This window comes from Ruegeria sp. HKCCSP346 (genome assembly GCF_017872595.1).
Lineage (GTDB): Bacteria > Pseudomonadota > Alphaproteobacteria > Rhodobacterales > Rhodobacteraceae > Ruegeria.
In genome coordinates this window covers 91,298-107,929 of sequence record NZ_JAEDOT010000009.1, presented here as the reverse complement: position 1 = coordinate 107,929, position 16,632 = coordinate 91,298, and the positions used below count along the sequence as shown (strand labels likewise).

17 protein-coding genes and 1 pseudogene are annotated in these 16,632 nt (G+C 57.2%); 7 read left to right on the top strand and 11 right to left on the bottom strand.

Annotated elements, in window-relative coordinates; genetic code table 11:
• Positions 1 to 295: 295 nt before the first annotated feature.
• From I9185_RS18650 to I9185_RS18635, 4 genes and pseudogenes are all read right to left on the bottom strand, one after another.
• Positions 296 to 1,443: pseudogene (locus I9185_RS18650) on the bottom strand (IS3 family transposase).
• Between the two features lie 94 nt (positions 1,444 to 1,537).
• A complete protein-coding gene (locus tag I9185_RS18645; protein ID WP_152456994.1) occupies positions 1,538 to 1,852 on the bottom strand; it encodes a DUF1244 domain-containing protein in 315 nt (104 codons plus the stop codon).
• A gap of 87 nt (positions 1,853 to 1,939) precedes the next feature.
• Positions 1,940 to 2,179, bottom strand: coding sequence for a DUF6868 family protein (locus I9185_RS18640; RefSeq protein ID WP_171637671.1), 240 nt, complete (start codon positions 2,177 to 2,179; stop codon positions 1,940 to 1,942).
• 87 nt (positions 2,180 to 2,266) lie between these two features.
• The gene (locus I9185_RS18635) at positions 2,267 to 3,004 is read right to left on the bottom strand and encodes an N-formylglutamate amidohydrolase (RefSeq protein ID WP_171724811.1); all 738 of its coding nucleotides are present in this window, start codon (positions 3,002 to 3,004) and stop codon (positions 2,267 to 2,269) included.
• A gap of 142 nt (positions 3,005 to 3,146) precedes the next feature.
• On the opposite strand from I9185_RS18635, the gene pyk reads away from it, so the two are divergent.
• Entirely contained in the window at positions 3,147 to 4,592 is a 1,446-nt protein-coding gene (gene pyk, locus I9185_RS18630; RefSeq protein WP_171637669.1) for a pyruvate kinase, read from the top strand.
• Positions 4,593 to 4,604: 12 nt separating this feature from the next.
• On the opposite strand, the gene I9185_RS18625 is transcribed toward pyk, so the two are convergent.
• Positions 4,605 to 5,066, bottom strand: a complete 462-nt coding sequence (locus I9185_RS18625) for an Lrp/AsnC ligand binding domain-containing protein (protein ID WP_174830357.1) — start codon at positions 5,064 to 5,066, stop codon at positions 4,605 to 4,607.
• Between the two features lie 198 nt (positions 5,067 to 5,264).
• On the opposite strand from I9185_RS18625, the gene I9185_RS18620 reads away from it, so the two are divergent.
• The 5 genes from I9185_RS18620 (at position 5,265) to I9185_RS18600 (ending at position 9,333) form a co-directional block, all read left to right on the top strand.
• Positions 5,265 to 5,702 carry a universal stress protein gene (locus I9185_RS18620; protein ID WP_171229185.1) on the top strand — a complete coding sequence of 146 codons (438 nt, stop codon included), beginning with the start codon at positions 5,265 to 5,267 and terminating at the stop codon, positions 5,700 to 5,702.
• 13 nt (positions 5,703 to 5,715) lie between these two features.
• Positions 5,716 to 7,266 carry an alanine/glycine:cation symporter family protein gene (locus tag I9185_RS18615; protein ID WP_210093803.1) on the top strand — a complete coding sequence of 517 codons (1,551 nt, stop codon included), beginning with the start codon at positions 5,716 to 5,718 and terminating at the stop codon, positions 7,264 to 7,266.
• A 184-nt stretch (positions 7,267 to 7,450) separates the two neighbouring features.
• Entirely contained in the window at positions 7,451 to 7,651 is a 201-nt protein-coding gene (gene rpmI, locus I9185_RS18610) for a 50S ribosomal protein L35 (protein WP_010443552.1), read from the top strand.
• A 14-nt stretch (positions 7,652 to 7,665) separates the two neighbouring features.
• On the top strand, positions 7,666 to 8,031 hold the full coding sequence (rplT, locus tag I9185_RS18605; RefSeq protein ID WP_008756009.1) for a 50S ribosomal protein L20: 366 nt from the start codon (positions 7,666 to 7,668) through the stop codon (positions 8,029 to 8,031).
• A 126-nt stretch (positions 8,032 to 8,157) separates the two neighbouring features.
• Positions 8,158 to 9,333 carry a peptidase S41 gene (locus tag I9185_RS18600; protein ID WP_210093802.1) on the top strand — a complete coding sequence of 392 codons (1,176 nt, stop codon included), beginning with the start codon at positions 8,158 to 8,160 and terminating at the stop codon, positions 9,331 to 9,333.
• 90 nt (positions 9,334 to 9,423) lie between these two features.
• Here I9185_RS18600 and I9185_RS18595 read toward each other — a convergent pair whose 3' ends face one another.
• A complete protein-coding gene (locus I9185_RS18595; protein ID WP_171229222.1) occupies positions 9,424 to 10,815 on the bottom strand; it encodes an aminotransferase class III-fold pyridoxal phosphate-dependent enzyme in 1,392 nt (463 codons plus the stop codon).
• Between the two features lie 221 nt (positions 10,816 to 11,036).
• Here I9185_RS18595 and I9185_RS18590 point away from each other — a divergent pair, with 221 nt between their 5' ends.
• Positions 11,037 to 12,665 (top strand): acyl-CoA synthetase, encoded by a 1,629-nt coding sequence (locus tag I9185_RS18590; RefSeq protein WP_210093801.1) that lies wholly within the window; start codon positions 11,037 to 11,039, stop codon positions 12,663 to 12,665.
• Here the strand turns inward: I9185_RS18590 and I9185_RS18585 are convergent.
• From I9185_RS18585 to I9185_RS18565, 5 genes are all read right to left on the bottom strand, one after another.
• Positions 12,644 to 12,997, bottom strand: a complete 354-nt coding sequence (locus tag I9185_RS18585) for a DOPA 4,5-dioxygenase family protein (RefSeq protein ID WP_152457005.1) — start codon at positions 12,995 to 12,997, stop codon at positions 12,644 to 12,646. The genes I9185_RS18590 and I9185_RS18585 overlap by 22 nt on opposite strands.
• A gap of 86 nt (positions 12,998 to 13,083) precedes the next feature.
• Positions 13,084 to 13,722 (bottom strand): maleylacetoacetate isomerase, encoded by a 639-nt coding sequence (maiA, locus tag I9185_RS18580; RefSeq protein WP_210093800.1) that lies wholly within the window; start codon positions 13,720 to 13,722, stop codon positions 13,084 to 13,086.
• An 11-nt stretch (positions 13,723 to 13,733) separates the two neighbouring features.
• A complete protein-coding gene (locus I9185_RS18575) occupies positions 13,734 to 13,931 on the bottom strand; it encodes a DUF2783 domain-containing protein (RefSeq protein WP_210093799.1) in 198 nt (65 codons plus the stop codon).
• A 5-nt stretch (positions 13,932 to 13,936) separates the two neighbouring features.
• Entirely contained in the window at positions 13,937 to 15,547 is a 1,611-nt protein-coding gene (locus I9185_RS18570) for an FAD-dependent oxidoreductase (RefSeq protein WP_210093798.1), read from the bottom strand.
• A gap of 134 nt (positions 15,548 to 15,681) precedes the next feature.
• Positions 15,682 to 16,632: an MBL fold metallo-hydrolase gene (locus I9185_RS18565; RefSeq protein ID WP_039541551.1), complete on the bottom strand. Its 951-nt coding sequence runs from the start codon at positions 16,630 to 16,632 to the stop codon at positions 15,682 to 15,684.

Below are 16,632 nucleotides of genomic sequence, written 5' to 3'. Positions count from 1 at the left end.
CTCGTCAGGCTCATAACCTGAAGGTCGTAGGTTCAAATCCTACTCCCGCAACCAACTTTAGCGAACAGTCGTCGGAATCAAGGCCCGCCTCATCAGCGGGTTTTGCTTTTTTGGGCATAGTGATCAAAGCGCCCTGCATGTCCAGGATGCGGTTCTTGGCTCCATGGTCGTATGAAACAACAACCCGATTCAGCAGTTCGTTCAACTCAGAAGTTCGTGCAACTCATCGCTCGTTCTGCAAGTTGCTCTGATACCCAACCTTCTGCCACTTGGGCATAGAGTTTACCACCTTGTCTCAGCATGGCGGGCTGGTATCGCCATGTGGGTTTGCCAGCATTGCCGGTGGGATGTTCCCGATGGTGCTGTGCGGTCTTTCTTCGTTGTCGTATCTACGCCATTCCTCCATCTTTTCGCAAGCATCTGCCAGCGACAGGAACCAATGCGTGTTCAGGCATTCTGCCCTGAACTTTGAGTTGAACGCTTCGATGAAAGCATTGTCGGTCGGTTTGCCAGGGCGGGAGAAGTCGAGCGTAACGCCGTTGTGGTAGGCCCATAGATCCAAAAGTCCCGAGAGATGAAATCGCTGCCGTTGTCCCCCCGTATCGTCGCTGGGAATCCGATCTGCCGACACACTCGATCCAGCGTGACGACAACGTTTTCGCCCTTTTAGCTGAACCTTGGGGCAATGACGGGTGAGACGCGCGAGAACGTATCGACCACGGTCAGAATACGTAGCTTGCGGCCAGTCGCAAGCTGATCATGAACGAAGTCCCTTTCGGCAGATTGCACTTGCGCAATCGCCTATCGGGCAAGGCATGACCCACACATCATTGGGCCTCACGGCATCCGAACGATCCTCTTTCAGCTTGGCTTTCACCCGCCGTTTTGGTGATTTGTTCCGTAATTGCAGCCTCATTGCGTGGTAAATCCTGTGGACTTTCTTGACGTTGGCTGCCCAACCCTCCGGGCGCAACACATAGTGCACACGCCTGTATCCATAGCGAACACGGGTCTCGCAGATCTCCTTGATACGCCGATTCAGGACGGCCGGATCGGTGCGCCGGGAAACATACTGGCAGGTCGATCTGTCGAACCGCAACACCTTGCAGGTGCGTTTGACAGACACTCGCCAGTCTTCCCGAACACCGTCGATAAGCTCGCGCTTCCGATCCGGCCTCAGAGCTTTCGCTTGATGACGTCCTGCAACATCTCCCGATCCAGCGTCAGTTCGGCCACGATGCGTTTCAGACGGCCGTTCTCGCCTTCAAGCTTTCGCAACCGCCGCATGTCGGATGGCAACATCCCCGCATACTTCTTCTTCCATTTGAAGTAGATTGCCGAGCTGATCCCAGCTTCTCAGCACACTTCGGCAACCGTCTTGCCTTCTTCGACCTGCGTCAAAACAAACGCCTTCTGTGCGTCCGTAAATCTCGCTGCTTTCATCGCTTCCGATCCCGCTCCAACCAGGGATTCGTCGCGGAATACTCTAATCACAAAAGGCCGGCAAATCAGGTTTCAGAGCATGAGCTCTGAGCTGTCAGTCTTTCGTGCCGACGTTTTCTTCGAACGCAACCTTGAAGGCGGCCTGTTTCTCGGGGCTGGCCTCGGTTTGATATTTCGATTTCCATTCATCCATCGTCATGCCGTAGAAAATCTCGCGGGCTTCATCCTTGCCCAGTTCGATTCCCTTTTCGTTTGCCGCTTCCTGATACCAGCGCGACAGGCAGTTGCGACAAAACCCGGCGAGGTTCATCATGTCGATGTTCTGAACGTCCGTGCGGTCTTCCATCAGGTGCTTTTGCAACCGGCGAAATGCGGCAGCCTGAAGTTCAATTTCGGTTTGCTTGTCCATGATCTGGCTCCGGATGGCGATTGAGTTGCTTCTGACCTAACAATCCAGTGGACCCGTTACAAGAAACGGACGTGCCGAAGCGCCTTTTCACATCAGTTTCAAAGCCAGCCACGGCACGATGCAGAAAACCAGCGTCAGGATTTTGTAGTTCGCAAGATACCTGAAATAGGCGCGTTTCACATCCGGGCGTTCCATCCGAAACATCCTGCCGTGAATGCCGGCAATCCAATCCTGCAAAAGCAGAACCATCAGGGTGGTAAACAGAAGCACCGCGATATTGAGCACGGCCATCCAACCAAAAAACATCGTCAAAAACTCTTGTGTCATGATGACCCCCTTTCCCCGTTGATATGGGAAATGAAGGCCGTGCTCACAACAGCGTGATGCGCGGAAAAGCACGCGCAGGACTTGCGGTCAAAGGTCGCTGGCTTCCAATGCGTCCTGCAGGATTACCGCCAACCGCTCGGCCCATTCCCTTTGACCCGTATGGTCTGCGATCAAGTCGTTGCGCAGCTCGATCAGTGCGTTGGGGCGTCCGAACGCGGTACAGTGTTTGTCGATCGCATCCCCCGGCAAAACTCCGGTATACGGCTCGTTGACGCCAACGCACAGATCTTCCTCGGCCTGAAGCCTTTCGATCAGCGGGCCAGAGAACCGCTCGTCCGAGGTGTGCAGCACGCCAATGTGCCATGGGCGGGGCTCACGACCGCGCAGCTGGCGCGTAAAGGAATGCATCGAAACAATCACAGCATGGGGCAGGGCCGCCATTTGTGCCAATGCCTCGTGGTAAGGGCGGTAGCACATATTCAGGCGACGCTCGCGTTCGTCATCATCTGCATGGCGATTTCCGGGGATGATTGACCCGTCATAGAGCTTCATCAACAGCGTGGGATCGTCTTCACCCCGGTTAGGGTCGATGACCAACCGCGAGAAGTTGGCGGCAATCACCGGTGCGTTCAGGATCTCGCCCAAGTGTTTAGACACCTCATACGCGCCCACATCATAGGCGATGTGGCGTTCCATATCCTCGCGCGGCAGACCGAGGTCGCCACCATTTACGTCTGGGGGAACAGTGTTGGTTGCATGGTCGCATGTAATCAGCCAGCGAGACGGGCGATCCGCACCGTGGACGAAAAATGGAGTGTATGTCATGAGCCTGTCATCTTGTTTGCCGCAGATGTAGGGCAGTTGCTTTGGAAAGGGAATTGCGCAATAAGCATCGAAATGATGTTTGCGGTAACATTTCGCGAAATCTGATCTGCAAACTTGAGATGACGTAAGGAGGTCTATGCCAATGCGACGCCTGAGAAATGTGAAAATCGTGGCGACGCTGGGGCCAGCGTCAAATGACTATGACACAATTCGTGCCCTGCACGAGGCTGGCGCGGATGTCTTTCGTCTGAACATGAGCCATGGCAGCCATGATGAGATCCGCGAACGGCACAAGATCATTCGGCAGGTGGAAAAGGATCTGGACAGCCCGATTGCCATTCTGGCCGACCTTCAGGGGCCCAAGCTGCGCGTTGGTGTCTTTGCCAATGAGGCAGAGGAGCTGGAAGAAGGTGCGTCCTTCCGGCTCGACCTCGACCCTGCTGCGGGCGACACCAAACGTGTCTGCCTGCCGCATCCCGAGATATTTGCGGCGCTAGAGCCGGGCGCGCGCCTGCTGGTGAATGACGGCAAGATCCGACTGATCGTTCAGGACTGTGGGCAGGATTTTGCAAATTGCACGGTCGAGGTGGGTGGCACGATCTCGAACCGCAAGGGTGTCAACGTTCCTGATGTGGTGCTGCCGCTGGCGGCTTTGTCGGCCAAGGACCGAGAGGATCTGGAGTTTGTCTGCCAACTGGGTGTGGACTGGTTGGCGCTGAGCTTCGTGCAGCGCGCCAAGGACGTTTTCGAGGCTCGCGCGCTTGCGGATGGTCGCGCAGCGATCCTGTCCAAGATTGAAAAGCCTGCGGCAGTTGAGGCGTTTGACGACATCCTTGATGCGTCGGACGGGATCATGGTGGCACGCGGCGACCTGGGCGTGGAACTGCCTGTTTCTGCCGTACCTCCGATCCAGAAACGACTGGTCCGTAAATGCCGCGGGGCAGCCAAGCCCGTCATCGTCGCCACACAGATGCTGGAAAGCATGATCGAAAGCCCGATGCCGACCCGTGCCGAAGTGTCGGACGTTGCGACGGCGATCTACGAAGGCACTGATGCCATCATGCTCAGCGCGGAATCGGCAGCCGGTGCCTATCCGATCGAAGCGGTGCAGACGATGAACAAGGTTGCCATCGAAGTCGAAGCCGACCCGACATATACGCAGATCATCGCAGCCTCGCGTACCGCCAAGGGAACCACCGTTGCGGACGGGATTGTTGCCGCCGCGCGTGAAATAGCCGAGAAAACCGATATCAAAGCGATCTGCTGCTTTACGCAAAGTGGCACGACAGCCGCATTGACCGCGCGCGAACGTCCCGGTGTTCCGATTATCGCGATGACGTCGCTGATGGGAACGGCGCGCAGACTCTGTCTGAGCTGGGGTTGCAACTGCGTCATGACGCCCGAGCTCGAACGGTTCAAAAGCGCGGTTGTAAACGCAGCGCGCGCCGCAAGGGCAGGGGGCTTTGCAACTGAAACCGACCAGATCGTTGTCACCGCCGGGGTGCCGTTCAACGTACCGGGTACCACCAACATTCTGCGCGTGGCGCCCTGTGACGAGCGACTGATCTACAGCACGGATCCCGAATAACCGGAACGGGTATCAAGGCCCGGACACCCGTTGGCCAACCGGCTCTTTCACGGCCTCCATGACCGTGAATGAGCTGGTTTGGTGAATCCCGGGCAGCTTGTTGATTTTCTCACCCAGTATCATCCGGAAATGCGCGATATCGCGGGTGCGGACTGTCAGAAGATAATCGAACGACCCTGCCACCATCAGGCAGCTTTCGATTTCCGGCACATCGCGTACGGCCTCGTTGAATTTTTCCAGGGATTGCTCGGCCGTTGCGGTCAACGACACCTGTACGACGGTCAGAAGGGCCAGCCCCATTCTCTCTTTGTCGACGATGGCGCTGTAGCCCTTGATATAGCCGTTCTTTTCCAGTCGTTTCACACGCTCGGAACAGGGCGTGTTTGTAAGGTTTACGCGCGCCGCAAGCTCAACTATTGAGAGCCGGCCATTGGCCTCAAGCTCGTGCAGGATGCGTTGATCGATATTGTCCAATTCTCTACTAATCAGTAAAATTTCCTGTTATTTTAGTGTAAAACGACAATTTCCACTGAATATAGACCAAAAAAATCCCCAATTCCTAGTGAAAATTCCTGATACTTACCAAAGGGCGGTCTTATTGAAAGTTCCAAGTTCCGGCTGCCCTGCCGGGGGCACGGGCCTCGGCCAAATGAAAAATAATGGAGGAACGACATGACAACAAAGATTGTCATAGGACTCGACGGGACAGAGACCGGTGAGCGCGTGATTGCCTTTGCCAAGGATTTGGCAAAGTTGATCGGGTCGTGTGAACTGGTGGTCGCTTATGTGATCGAATGGTCCCCTTACACCTTTCAGACACCGGAAGAAAACGCACAGCGTCACAAAAGACGGGAAGAAGAGGTTGATCTGGCAACGTCGCGGATCGTGACACCTGCCGTTGAGGCCCTCAGAGAGGCTGGTTTTGAAGCGCAGGGTGTTGTTCGCCACGGCGACGTGGCCGAGACCTTGAACGCCATCACAATGGAAATGGGCGGCTCGCAGATCGTTGTCGGCCGGTCTTCGGCGGACGGGATCAAGAAACGTATCTTCGGCAGCTCGACCCAGAACCTTGTGATGCATGCCGATGTTCCGGTCACGGTTGTGAACTGAAGGGAGGGACAAAATGAGAGTGCTTAAACAACTCGGCGCCTCAATGGCAGCCGCTATTGTCGCCAGCCCTGCCTTTGCGCAAGAAGCTCCGGGGCTTGATGAAAAAATCAACCAGACTTTCGCTGATCTGACCGGTCCATTCGTCAGCTTCATCTTCGCGCCATTCCCCGGGACCAGTTTCCCATGGATCGTGATGTGGCTGGTGATCGCTGCGACGGTCTTCACGCTGTATTTTGCTTTTGTGCAGATGCGGTTTTTTGGCCACGCAATCAGTCTTGTCAAAGGTGACTATTCCGACCCCAATGATGCAGGCGAGGTCAGCCATTTTCAGGCTCTGGCCACGGCGCTGTCCGGAACAGTCGGTCTGGGGAATATCGCGGGTGTTGCCGTCGCCGTCGGCATCGGCGGACCGGGCGCAACCTTCTGGATGATCCTGGCCGGTCTTCTGGGGATGGCGTCGAAATTCACCGAATGTACGCTGGGCGTGAAATACCGCAACGAGTACGAAGATGGCACCGTTTCGGGTGGCCCGATGTACTATATGTCCAAAGGGTTCAACGAACTGGGCTTGCCGGGTGGCAAGATCCTTGCGGTTTTGTTCTCGATCTTCTGTATCCTTGGCGCGCTGGGTGGGGGCAACATGTTCCAGGCCAATCAGGCGCATCAGCAGATCGCGGGAATCGTGGGTGACTATCCGGGCTGGATTACCGGGCTGGTCTTCGCAGCGGTTGTTTTCATGGTCATCGTCGGCGGCTTGAAGTCTATCGCACGGGTGACCGAGAAGGTGGTGCCGTTCATGGGCGTTCTCTACGTTCTGACCGCTCTGGTCATCATCTTGATGAATGCGGATATGATCGGCTGGGCCTTTGGTCAGATCTTCGCCGGCGCCTTCACCGGTCTGGGTGTTGCAGGCGGCATGGTCGGGGCGTTGATCCAGGGCTTCAAACGTGCGGCGTTTTCGAACGAAGCGGGTGTTGGCTCGGCAGCGATTGCGCACTCGGCTGTTCGGACCAAGGAACCGATCACGGAAGGCTTCGTTTCCTTGCTGGAACCGTTCATCGACACAGTGGTGATCTGCACAATGACCGCTCTGGTCATCATCATCACCCAGCAATTGATCATCGATCCGGAAACCGGAAACTACATGCTGAATGAGGCCGGCACGGCGATTGCCACTGTTGACGGCAACTCGGGTGTCAGCCTGACTTCTGCCGCCTTCGGCAGCGCGTTCGGTTTCTTCCCGTATATCCTGGCGGTTGCGGTGATCCTGTTTGCCTTCTCGACCATGATCAGCTGGTCCTACTATGGCCTCAAGGCCTGGACCTACCTGTTTGGTGAGGGTCACACCAAAGAGCTGGTGTTCAAGATCATCTTCTGCATCTTCGTCGTCATCGGTGCCGCAGCCAACCTTGGCCCGGTCATCGACTTCTCGGATGCGGCGATCTTTGCGATGGCGGTGGTCAACGTCTTTGCGCTCTACTTCCTGATGAAAGTGGTGCGTCAGGAGCTGGCTTCGTATTCCGAGCGCCTGAAAACCGGTGAAATCCGGAAATTCGAACACTAAAACCCAATCACTGGGGCGGCCTTTGTCGCCCCAGTGCCCGATCAGCCGGCAAAAAGCGCAGAATCTGATCCAAACCCCCTTGCCAGTATGACCGAACTTGCGTAAACGGCGCTTCTGATCGCGTGACCGGCCGAGATGGCATGCCGAGTCGCGTCTGGAACCGAACCCGAAAAAGGAGACGGAAATGCCTAAGATGAAGACCAAGTCGAGCGCCAAAAAGCGCTTCAAGGTGACTGCGACCGGTAAGGTCCTTGCTGGCCAGGCCGGCAAACGGCACGGCATGATCAAGCGGACCAAGAAGTTCATCCGCGACGCCCGTGGCAACACCACCCTGTCCGCCCCCGACGCCAAGATCGTCAAGGGCTACATGCCCTACGACCGCTAAGAGGAGATTAAGAGATGTCCCGCGTTAAAGGTGGAACCGTAACTCACGCCCGTCACAAGAAGGTCATCAAGGCCGCCAAAGGTTACTATGGCCGCCGTAAAAGCACCTTCAAGGTTGCCCGTCAGGCCGTCGACAAGGCCAACCAGTATGCAACCCGCGACCGCAAGAACCGCAAGCGCAACTTCCGCGCCCTGTGGATCCAGCGTATCAACGCTGCTGTGCGTTCGCATGACGAGGCACTGACATATTCCCGCTTCATCAACGGCCTGAACCTGGCCGGTATCGAGGTGGACCGCAAAGTTCTGGCCGACCTGGCCGTGCACGAACCGGAAGCGTTCGGCGCGATCGTCGCCAAAGCTCAGGCCGCTCTGGCTGCCTGATCCTCTTTCGAGAGACAGTGAAAGAAAGGCCGTCCCATTTGGGGCGGCTTTTTTGTTTTCCATGGATTGGACGTCGGTGTTAAGCACACTCTGGACATCGTCCGGCAGTCGTGCGCACCTTAAACTATGTCGCTGGTACAAGACTTTGAGCAAGTTTTAGAAACTGCCTTGCCACGTGATCCCAGCTTTCGGCGGATCGAACAGACGGCGATAGACAGTTGCATTAGTGATGCCCGAAGATACGCTTCAGAAGGTTTAAAAGAGGCCTTTCTGTTTTCAACAATGCGCCTACTGGCACTTCCCGACAACGGGCACACACGGCTGATTCCGAATGATGCCATCTCGGTGCTCCCGCTGAGATTCGTGAGCATCGGAACTGCCATCCAGTTAGTTGGTACGGCACCAGAAACAACTGCGCCCAGAGGAAAGCTGGTTGCAGTCAACGGTACACCGTTAAGCCAAATCGAAGCCGCCTCAGGAACATTTCTGGCAGGAACGCGCCAAAGGAAACGGGTAATCGGATCGATTATACTCGTGTGGCCCCATGCTTTGTCTCGTCTCGGTTTTTCCTCAAAAGACGAAACGACCGAGTATCGCGTGCAAGACGAGAACGGTCAGATATCCGAATTCAAAGTGGAAAACAGTCATACGGTTCCTGCATCAACGCTCTACCCGAGAAACGAGCATGGCCGGGCCGATCCGGCTTGGACACCCAAGAGACTTGTGGAGACTAAGGGCTGGCGGGGACTTGGGCTTTCGATACTGTTGCCCAGTTTTCTCGATTCAGGAGAAGGTGCGCTGCCGAAAGCCATCTCAGGTGCAGCAGAACAAGTACGCGTTTGCTCGGAAAAAACGCTCTTGATTGATATTCGTGGAAACACCGGTGGCGACTTTCTTAAAACGATGCCCTTGATCGACGCTATCTCTGAAAACGCAAGCAGGCAGGTTGTTGTGCTTGTCGATAAATTCACGTTTTCGGCTGCGATAGTTTTTGTCGCCATCCTCAAACATCGATTGGGACCTAGGCTCAAGCTCATAGGGGAAGAAATGGGTGACGGGTTGACGTTTTTTGCCGAGGGAGGTTCGCTCGATTTGCCCACCAGCGGGGCGATCGTTCGATACTCATCGGCTTTTCACGATTGGGAGAGCGGAACCAGCGATGAAACCACACCAGCCGAGATCGCGCGGCAACTAGTTCCGGCTGGACCACTGGATTTGGATTGGGAATTGATCAACGAACCTACCGCTGAAGATGCAAACGGCGCGTTCTATCAACGAATTCTCAGAAGTCTGAGAAATTAGACGAATGGCAGGAAAGTCCGCGTAGATGCCATGCGAGCGAAAAAACCGGCGCATTTTAGCGCCGGTTTTCATAGGTTCCGTTAAGGTAACTTATCCGAACACACGCCCCAGCGCGCCATCGACCGCGTCGGTGATCTGGTCGATGTCATCCGCCGTGGCGATCAGGGCGGGCGAGAAGCACAGCGTGTTGTTGCGGCTTGGGATCGAGCGGTTGGTGACGCCGATGATCACGCCCTGGTTCATACAGTCGGCCACAACCGCCTGCGCCAGTTTCTCGTCCACCGGCTCTTTAGAACCACGGTCTGCGACCAGCTCGGCACCCAGGAACAGGCCCTTGCCGCGCACGTCGCCAATAACCTTGTGCTTTTCCATCAGCGCCTGAAGGTTGCCCATCATGCGGTCACCCATGGCCGCGCAATTGCCCAGCAGGTTTTCATCCTCGATGATGCGCATGTTTTCGATCGCAGCCGCCGGACCGGCAGTGCAGCCACCAAAGGTCGAGATGTCGCGGAAATAGCTCATCGGGTCCGAAGCATCATCCTTGAACATGTCAAAGACTTCCTCGGTGGTGACCATGCAGGCAATCGCGGCATAGCCCGAGGCGACGCCCTTGGCCATGGTCACGAAATCCGGCTTGATGCCGTATTGCTGATAACCGAACCATGTGCCGGTGCGGCCCACGCCGCAGACAACCTCGTCGATATGCAGCAGCACGTCGTATTTCTTGCAGATCTCCTGCACGCGCTGCCAGTATCCTTCGGGCGCTTCGATCACGCCGCCACCTGCGGTCACTGGCTCAAGGCACAGCGCGCCAACGGTGTCGGGACCTTCGCGCAGGATGACCTGTTCGATCTGATCTGCGGCCCATTCGCCGAAGTTCTCTTCCGGTGCACCATCCAGCTCGTGCTTGCGGTATTCCATGCAGTGCGGCACGCGGACGAAATCAGGAGCAAAAGGTCCGTATTGTGCGGTGCGCTCGTCCTGACCGCCTGCCGACATGGTTGCCAGAGTCGAACCGTGATAGTCGCGGTCGCGATACAGAATCTTGGTCTTCTTGCCGCCGTACTTCTTGTGCGCGATCTGGCGCACCATCTTGAACGCCTTCTCGTTCGCTTCAGAGCCCGAATTGGTGTAATACACGCGGCTCATGCCGGGCATCTTGTCGATCAGTTGCTCGGCAAAGATCGCGCCGGGGATCGAACCGGCCGAATTGGCGAAATAGCACAGCTTCATCAGCTGGTCGTAAACGGCCTTGCAGATCGATTCGCGGCCATAGCCGACGTTCACAGTCCAGACGCCGCCGGAAACCGCATCCAGATGCTCTTTGCCTTTCTGGTCCCAGACGCGCATGCCTTTGCCTTCGACAATGATGCGGGGATCGTTGGTTTCAAAGGGTTTATGCTGAATCAGATGGTGCCAGATATGGGCGCGGTCGGCTTCGACCACGCGGGAAAGATCGTTTTCGTTGAACGTGCCGTCCATGACAAGTCCTTTCAGTGAGGTGCGGTGCACGGGGTGCGGAGATGGCGTGCCCCGGCATATGTTTAAGATACTTCAGATCACCGCGAATGGCCGGATCTAAGTAGGGCCAGATCGCACCATCCCGTATTGCCAGTCAATAAGGGGACCGTAATACTACGGATTTGTCAGAGCACCAAGTTTATGCTCAAGTCGCGCAAACCGAGTGCAGGGAGGATCAGCAGTTGGCAGCGACCAATATCTATGAGCGTCATTTGGACAAATGCCGGGCGAATTACACACCCTTGTCGCCCCTCTCCTTCATTGAGCGCACGGCGCAGGTTTATCCCGATTACCCGTCGGTCGTTTATGGTGAGCGGCGGTATACCTGGGCTGAAACCTATGCCCGGTGCCGCCGGCTGGCGGGGGCCCTGAATGCGCGGGGTATCGGAAAGGGAGATACCGTATCAATTATCGCCGCAAACATCCCCGAGATGTACGAAGCGCATTTTGGTGTGCCCATGGCGGGCGCCGTTTTGAATGCCATCAACACGCGTCTGGATGCTCCGATAGTCGCTTTCATCCTGAACCACGCCGAAACCAAGGCGTTGTTGGTTGACCCCGAGTTTTCCGGCGTCGTGAAGGAGGCGCTGGAGCAGGTTGATCATGATATTCTGGTAATCGACATCGAGGATCCCAGCTTTGAAGGCGGTGAAAGGCTTGGCAGCCTGACCTATGACGCCCTGATATCAGGGGGCGACCTGGAATTTGATTGGTCACTGCCCGAGGACGAATGGGACGCGATCACCCTGAACTATACGTCCGGCACAACGGGCAATCCCAAGGGCGTGGTTTATCACCACCGCGGCGCCACCCTGAATGCACAATCGGATTTGCTGGACTGGGACATGCCCAAGCATTCGATCTATCTGTGGACCTTGCCGATGTTTCACTGCAACGGCTGGTGCTTCCCCTGGGCCATGGCCGCCAATGCGGGCGTGTCCGTCTGTCTGCGCGCCGTGCGTGCCGAGCCGATCTATGCGGCATTCCGCGACGAGAAGGTCACCCATTTCTGCGGTGCTCCTATCGTTTTGAACATGCTGGCCCACGCGCCGGATGAACTGAAAGACTTTGACCATCAGATCAAGGTGATGACCGCTGGTGCTCCGCCGCCGGCCGCCGTGATCGAAGCGATGGAGGCGATGAGGGTCGAAGTCACGCACGTTTATGGCCTGACCGAGACTTACGGGCCCTCGGTCGTTTGTGCCTGGAAGGATGAATGGAACGACAAGGGACCCGAAGACCGTGCTGCCCTGAAAGTACGGCAGGGCGTGCGGTATACGGCACTGTCTGGCCTGATGGTGGCCGATCCCGAAACGATGGAGCCCGTGCCCGCGGATGGCGAAACCATGGGCGAGATCTTTATGCAGGGCAACGTGGTGATGAAAGGGTATCTCAAGAACCCAAATGCCACCGATGGGGCCTTCAAGGGCGGCTGGTTTGCATCCGGCGATTTGGGCGTCATGCATCCGGATGGCTATATCGCGCTCAAAGATCGGTCCAAGGACATTATCATTTCAGGCGGCGAGAACATCTCCTCCGTCGAGGTCGAGGGCATTCTCTACAAACACCCGGCAGTAATGGAAGCGGCGGTTGTGGCCCGGCCAGACGAGAAATGGGGCGAAACCCCCTGTGCCTTTGTCGAGCTGAAGCCTGGTACAACCGCGACCGAGACAGAGCTGATTGCCTTTTGCCGGGACAACATGGCCCATTTCAAAGCGCCCAAGACCGTGGTGTTTGGCACCCTGCCGAAGACTTCAACCGGCAAGGTGCAGAAATTCGTTCTGCGGGATCAGGCGCGGGCGCTGGGCTGAAGCGTGTCAAAGATCGACAGGTCCAGATCCAACATTTCACCCATCCAAATCGCGCGATCGCGGTGATCGGCCAGATGGTCGCCGGTTTCCGGGTGGGTGAAAACGGTAAGACCTCGCCGGTTCAGCATCAACCACGGAGTGACCTGATCGAAGGCATCAGCGGCAAAGCTCAACTGGCAGCTCCAGCGCGGGTGGGGGCCAACATTGCGGCTATGCATGCGCCCCATCCGGACGGGGAACAGACGGGCGGCCTCTTCGCAGACCTGTTGCGCCGTGTGCTGCGTATCGGCGTCGAAATAGACATGGGCGTGGTATCCGGTGATCTCGGGCATCAGAACCTCTTTTGCTTTGATGAAACAAAGCTAAGTCCGATTGCGACGAACGCCTAGGCACACCGGCACACAGGACCTGTGCAAGCTTATTGGGGTGCGTGCCTGTCAGGATGCGCCGCGACAAATGCGGGGTGATCGGCACAGGCCTTTTCGACACCCAGCAGACGCGGCATGTCCGACAAGTCGACCTTCCACCGGCGTGCATTGTAGATCTGCGGGATCAGGCAGATGTCGGCGAGGCCGGGCTGTGAACCAACGCAATAGGGGGTTTGTTCAAACTCACCCAACATGGTCTCGAAGGCCTGCAACCCCGGCCGGATGAAGTGCCGCATCCACTCTCCGGGCATGTCGGTCGGATCTTTGCTGAGGGTGGTCGCATGGCGAGCAACTGAAAGGTTGCAAACAGGGTGAATGTCCACCGCAATCGCATAGGCCAGCGCCTGCACGCGCGCGCGCCTTGCTGCATCGTCGGGCAGAAGGTTCAATTCACGTGTCTTGTCCAGATAGTCGAGAATGGCCAGAGACTGAGTCAGCCGCTGCCCGTCAATATCCAGCACCGGAACCAACCCTTGTGGATTTCGCGCAATATGTGCATCGCCCTTGTGTTCGCCGCCCACCAGGTCGACGACAACCGCGCGATAGTCGATCCCGGCCAGATTCAGGGCGATCCGCACCCGATAGCTGGCCGAGGACCGCCAATAGTCATAAAGGACGGTTTTGCTCACATTCGAATCCGTCACGTGTCGGCCAGGGTGGCGGCGCCAATGGCGTCAGACAACACCGCCTTGTCGCCGATATGATTGGCCAGCACCAGAACCAGTCGGGCGTTCAACGCGTCACTGTCGGCTTTTTCAAGCCCTTCATGCGCGGCCAGCAGCTCGGCATAGAAGTCGTCAGCATCGTCGATATTCGGGGAAAGGATCAGGTCAGACATCTCGCTCACTCCTTACCACAGGCTCTGCGGATTGCATGGCGGAAACTGTTTTCTTCATAACTGTCCCGGCGCGCCGCCACGTGCTGATCAGGACGGATCAGATAAACCGCGCTGGTTGCGTCGCCCAGATAGCGACGTTTCAGCGCCAGGGTCTGGTCATCCTTGACCGACAGCGCCAACCGCGTGACCTCGACCCCGTCTTCTTCCAGCACCTCCGGGGCATCCGCGTCAATCGTCAAAAGGGTGAATTTGCCTGCCAGTTTGGGCAACAGGAACGCATCACCCAGCGGCGCGTCCGGGCAGGCCGAGCCGGGGCGCGTTTCGGCTGGGCCATCCAGCGCGTCGGCAGAATTCAGGGTCGAGCCGTCATAGGTGCAAGGTTGACTCAGGCGTCCCGAATTCACCAACGGACGCGCAAATTCGTGCTTCTCGCTGAGGTCCAGAACCGCATCCCGCAGAACCCGCGACATTTCGGATTTCGGCGTGATGAAATCGGTGGAGCGGCTGGATTTCTGGATGTTCTCATCAGCCCCGTGCACGCGTTCCGCGTTGTAGCTGTCCAGCAGGCTTTCGGGGGCTTTCCCATCCAGCACCAGTTTCAGTTTCCAGCACAGGTTGTCAGTGTCTTGCAGGCCGGAATTGGCACCGCGCGCGCCAAAGGGGCTGACCTGGTGCGCGCTGTCGCCTGCGAATAGGACACGCCCTTTGCGGAAGCTCTCCATGCGGCGACACTGGAACGTATAGATCGAGACCCACTCCAGCTGAAACTCGACGTCATCGCCCAGCATCGCCTTGAGGCGCGGGATCACATTCTCGGGACGCTTTTCGCGTTCCTTGTCGATGTCCCAACCCAGTTGCAGGTCAATACGCCAGACATTGTCGGGTTGTTTGTGCAAAAGCGCGGATTGCCCGCGATTGAACGGCGGGTCAAACCAGAACCAGCGTTCCGAGGGGAAATCGGCATCCATGATCACGTCCGCGATCAGGAAATTGTCTTCGAAAACACGCCCTTCGAAATCGATGCCCAGCATGCGCCGGGTGGGGGACGCGGCACCATCGCAGGCGATCAGCCATTCGGCCTCGAGTGTATAAGGGCCTTCGGGGGTTTCGACCTCCAGCCGAACGTGATCTTCGTGCGTACCGATTGCGTCAACCTTGTTGCGCCCGCGAATTTCAATCGGTGCGCCGTCTGTCTGCAACTCGCGCACGCGTTCCACAAAGAAGTTTTCAAAATGGTATTGCTGCAAGTTTATGAAGGCCGGGTTGGCATAACCTTCGTCCGGCTGAAGGTTGAAATCATAGACCTGACGGTCGTCGAAAAAGACCTTGCCCCGGTCCCACAGCACACCTTTGTCGACCAATTGCTGGCCGCAACCCAGCCGGTCTGCGATTTCCAGCGTGCGCTGAGAAAAACAGATGGCGCGGCTGCCGAAGCTGACTTTGTCATTCTCGTCCAGAACCACAACTTCGACCCCTTGCTGGGCCAGATCGATGGCGGCGGCCAGACCAACCGGCCCCGCACCGATAACGATCACCTTGCGCCTGATGGGCGTCGGGCTGTCCTGATCCGGGCTGCGTTCATATCCGTAAAGCGGCGTTTCAAAGATCTTGTTCATGGGCTCCCCCCGAAACAGATGCACCGATGTGCTGCATGTCCTGTCCCCCGGCGACGGGCGCCGGAGGTCTTAGATTATGGTTTCATCGAATCCCGCCGCAAAAAACGATCTGGATCAAACTCGACCGTTTTTCGTCAGCCTTGCAGGGCTTCCCACATCTCGAGGTCGCGCTGGGCGGTCCAGATGCGGGGCGTGTCAATGCCGCGCGCCTCGTCATAGGCGCGGGCCACGTTGAACGGCAGGCAGTGCTCGTAGATTGCGTAGTCGGCGAACTTCGGATCGCATTCAGCGCGGACTGCGTCCCAGGCCTCTTTCAGGGACCCGCCGCGCGCGGCAACCTTCGCCGCCGGCCGGTATGTGCTTTCGACAAAATCGCGGGTGTTCTCGATGGCCGCATTCACCATGTCCTTGCCAACCAGCGCGTCACCGCGCCCCGGTGCGATGGCGTCGACGTCGAACCACTTGATCTCGTCCAGCGTGTCGCCCCAATCGCTGAAATGACCGTCGCCGCAATAGCAGGCCGAGTGATATTCGACGATATCGCCGGTGAACATCACGTTCTGATCCGGCACATGGATGACGATATCGCCAGCTGTATGCGCGCGGCCCAGATGCATCAGGTCGATCCGGCGGTTGCCCAGATACACCGTCATCGTATCGCTGAAGGTGGTGGTGGGCCATGTCAGGCCAGGGATGCTTTCATGCCCTTCAAAGAGGCGCGGGAAGCGCTGGAATTCGCTGTCCCAGTCTTCTTGACCCCGCTCGACGACCATGGCGCGGGCCATGTCCGACATCAGGATCTGCTGCGCGCCGAATGCGCTTGCGCCCAGAACACGCACTGCGTGGTAGTGGGTCAGGGCCACATGCGTGATCGGTTTGTCGGTGACGGAACGCACGCATTCGATTACCTTATTTGCCAGACGCGGAGTCGCCTGCGCCTCGACAATCATCACGCTGTCGTCGCCGATGATTACACCCGAATTCGGGTCGCCTTCGGCGGTAAAGGCATAAAGCCCTTCTCCGACTTCAGTAAAGCTGATCTTTTTTTCCGACATGTCCCCCTGGGACGCGAATGCCTTGGCCAT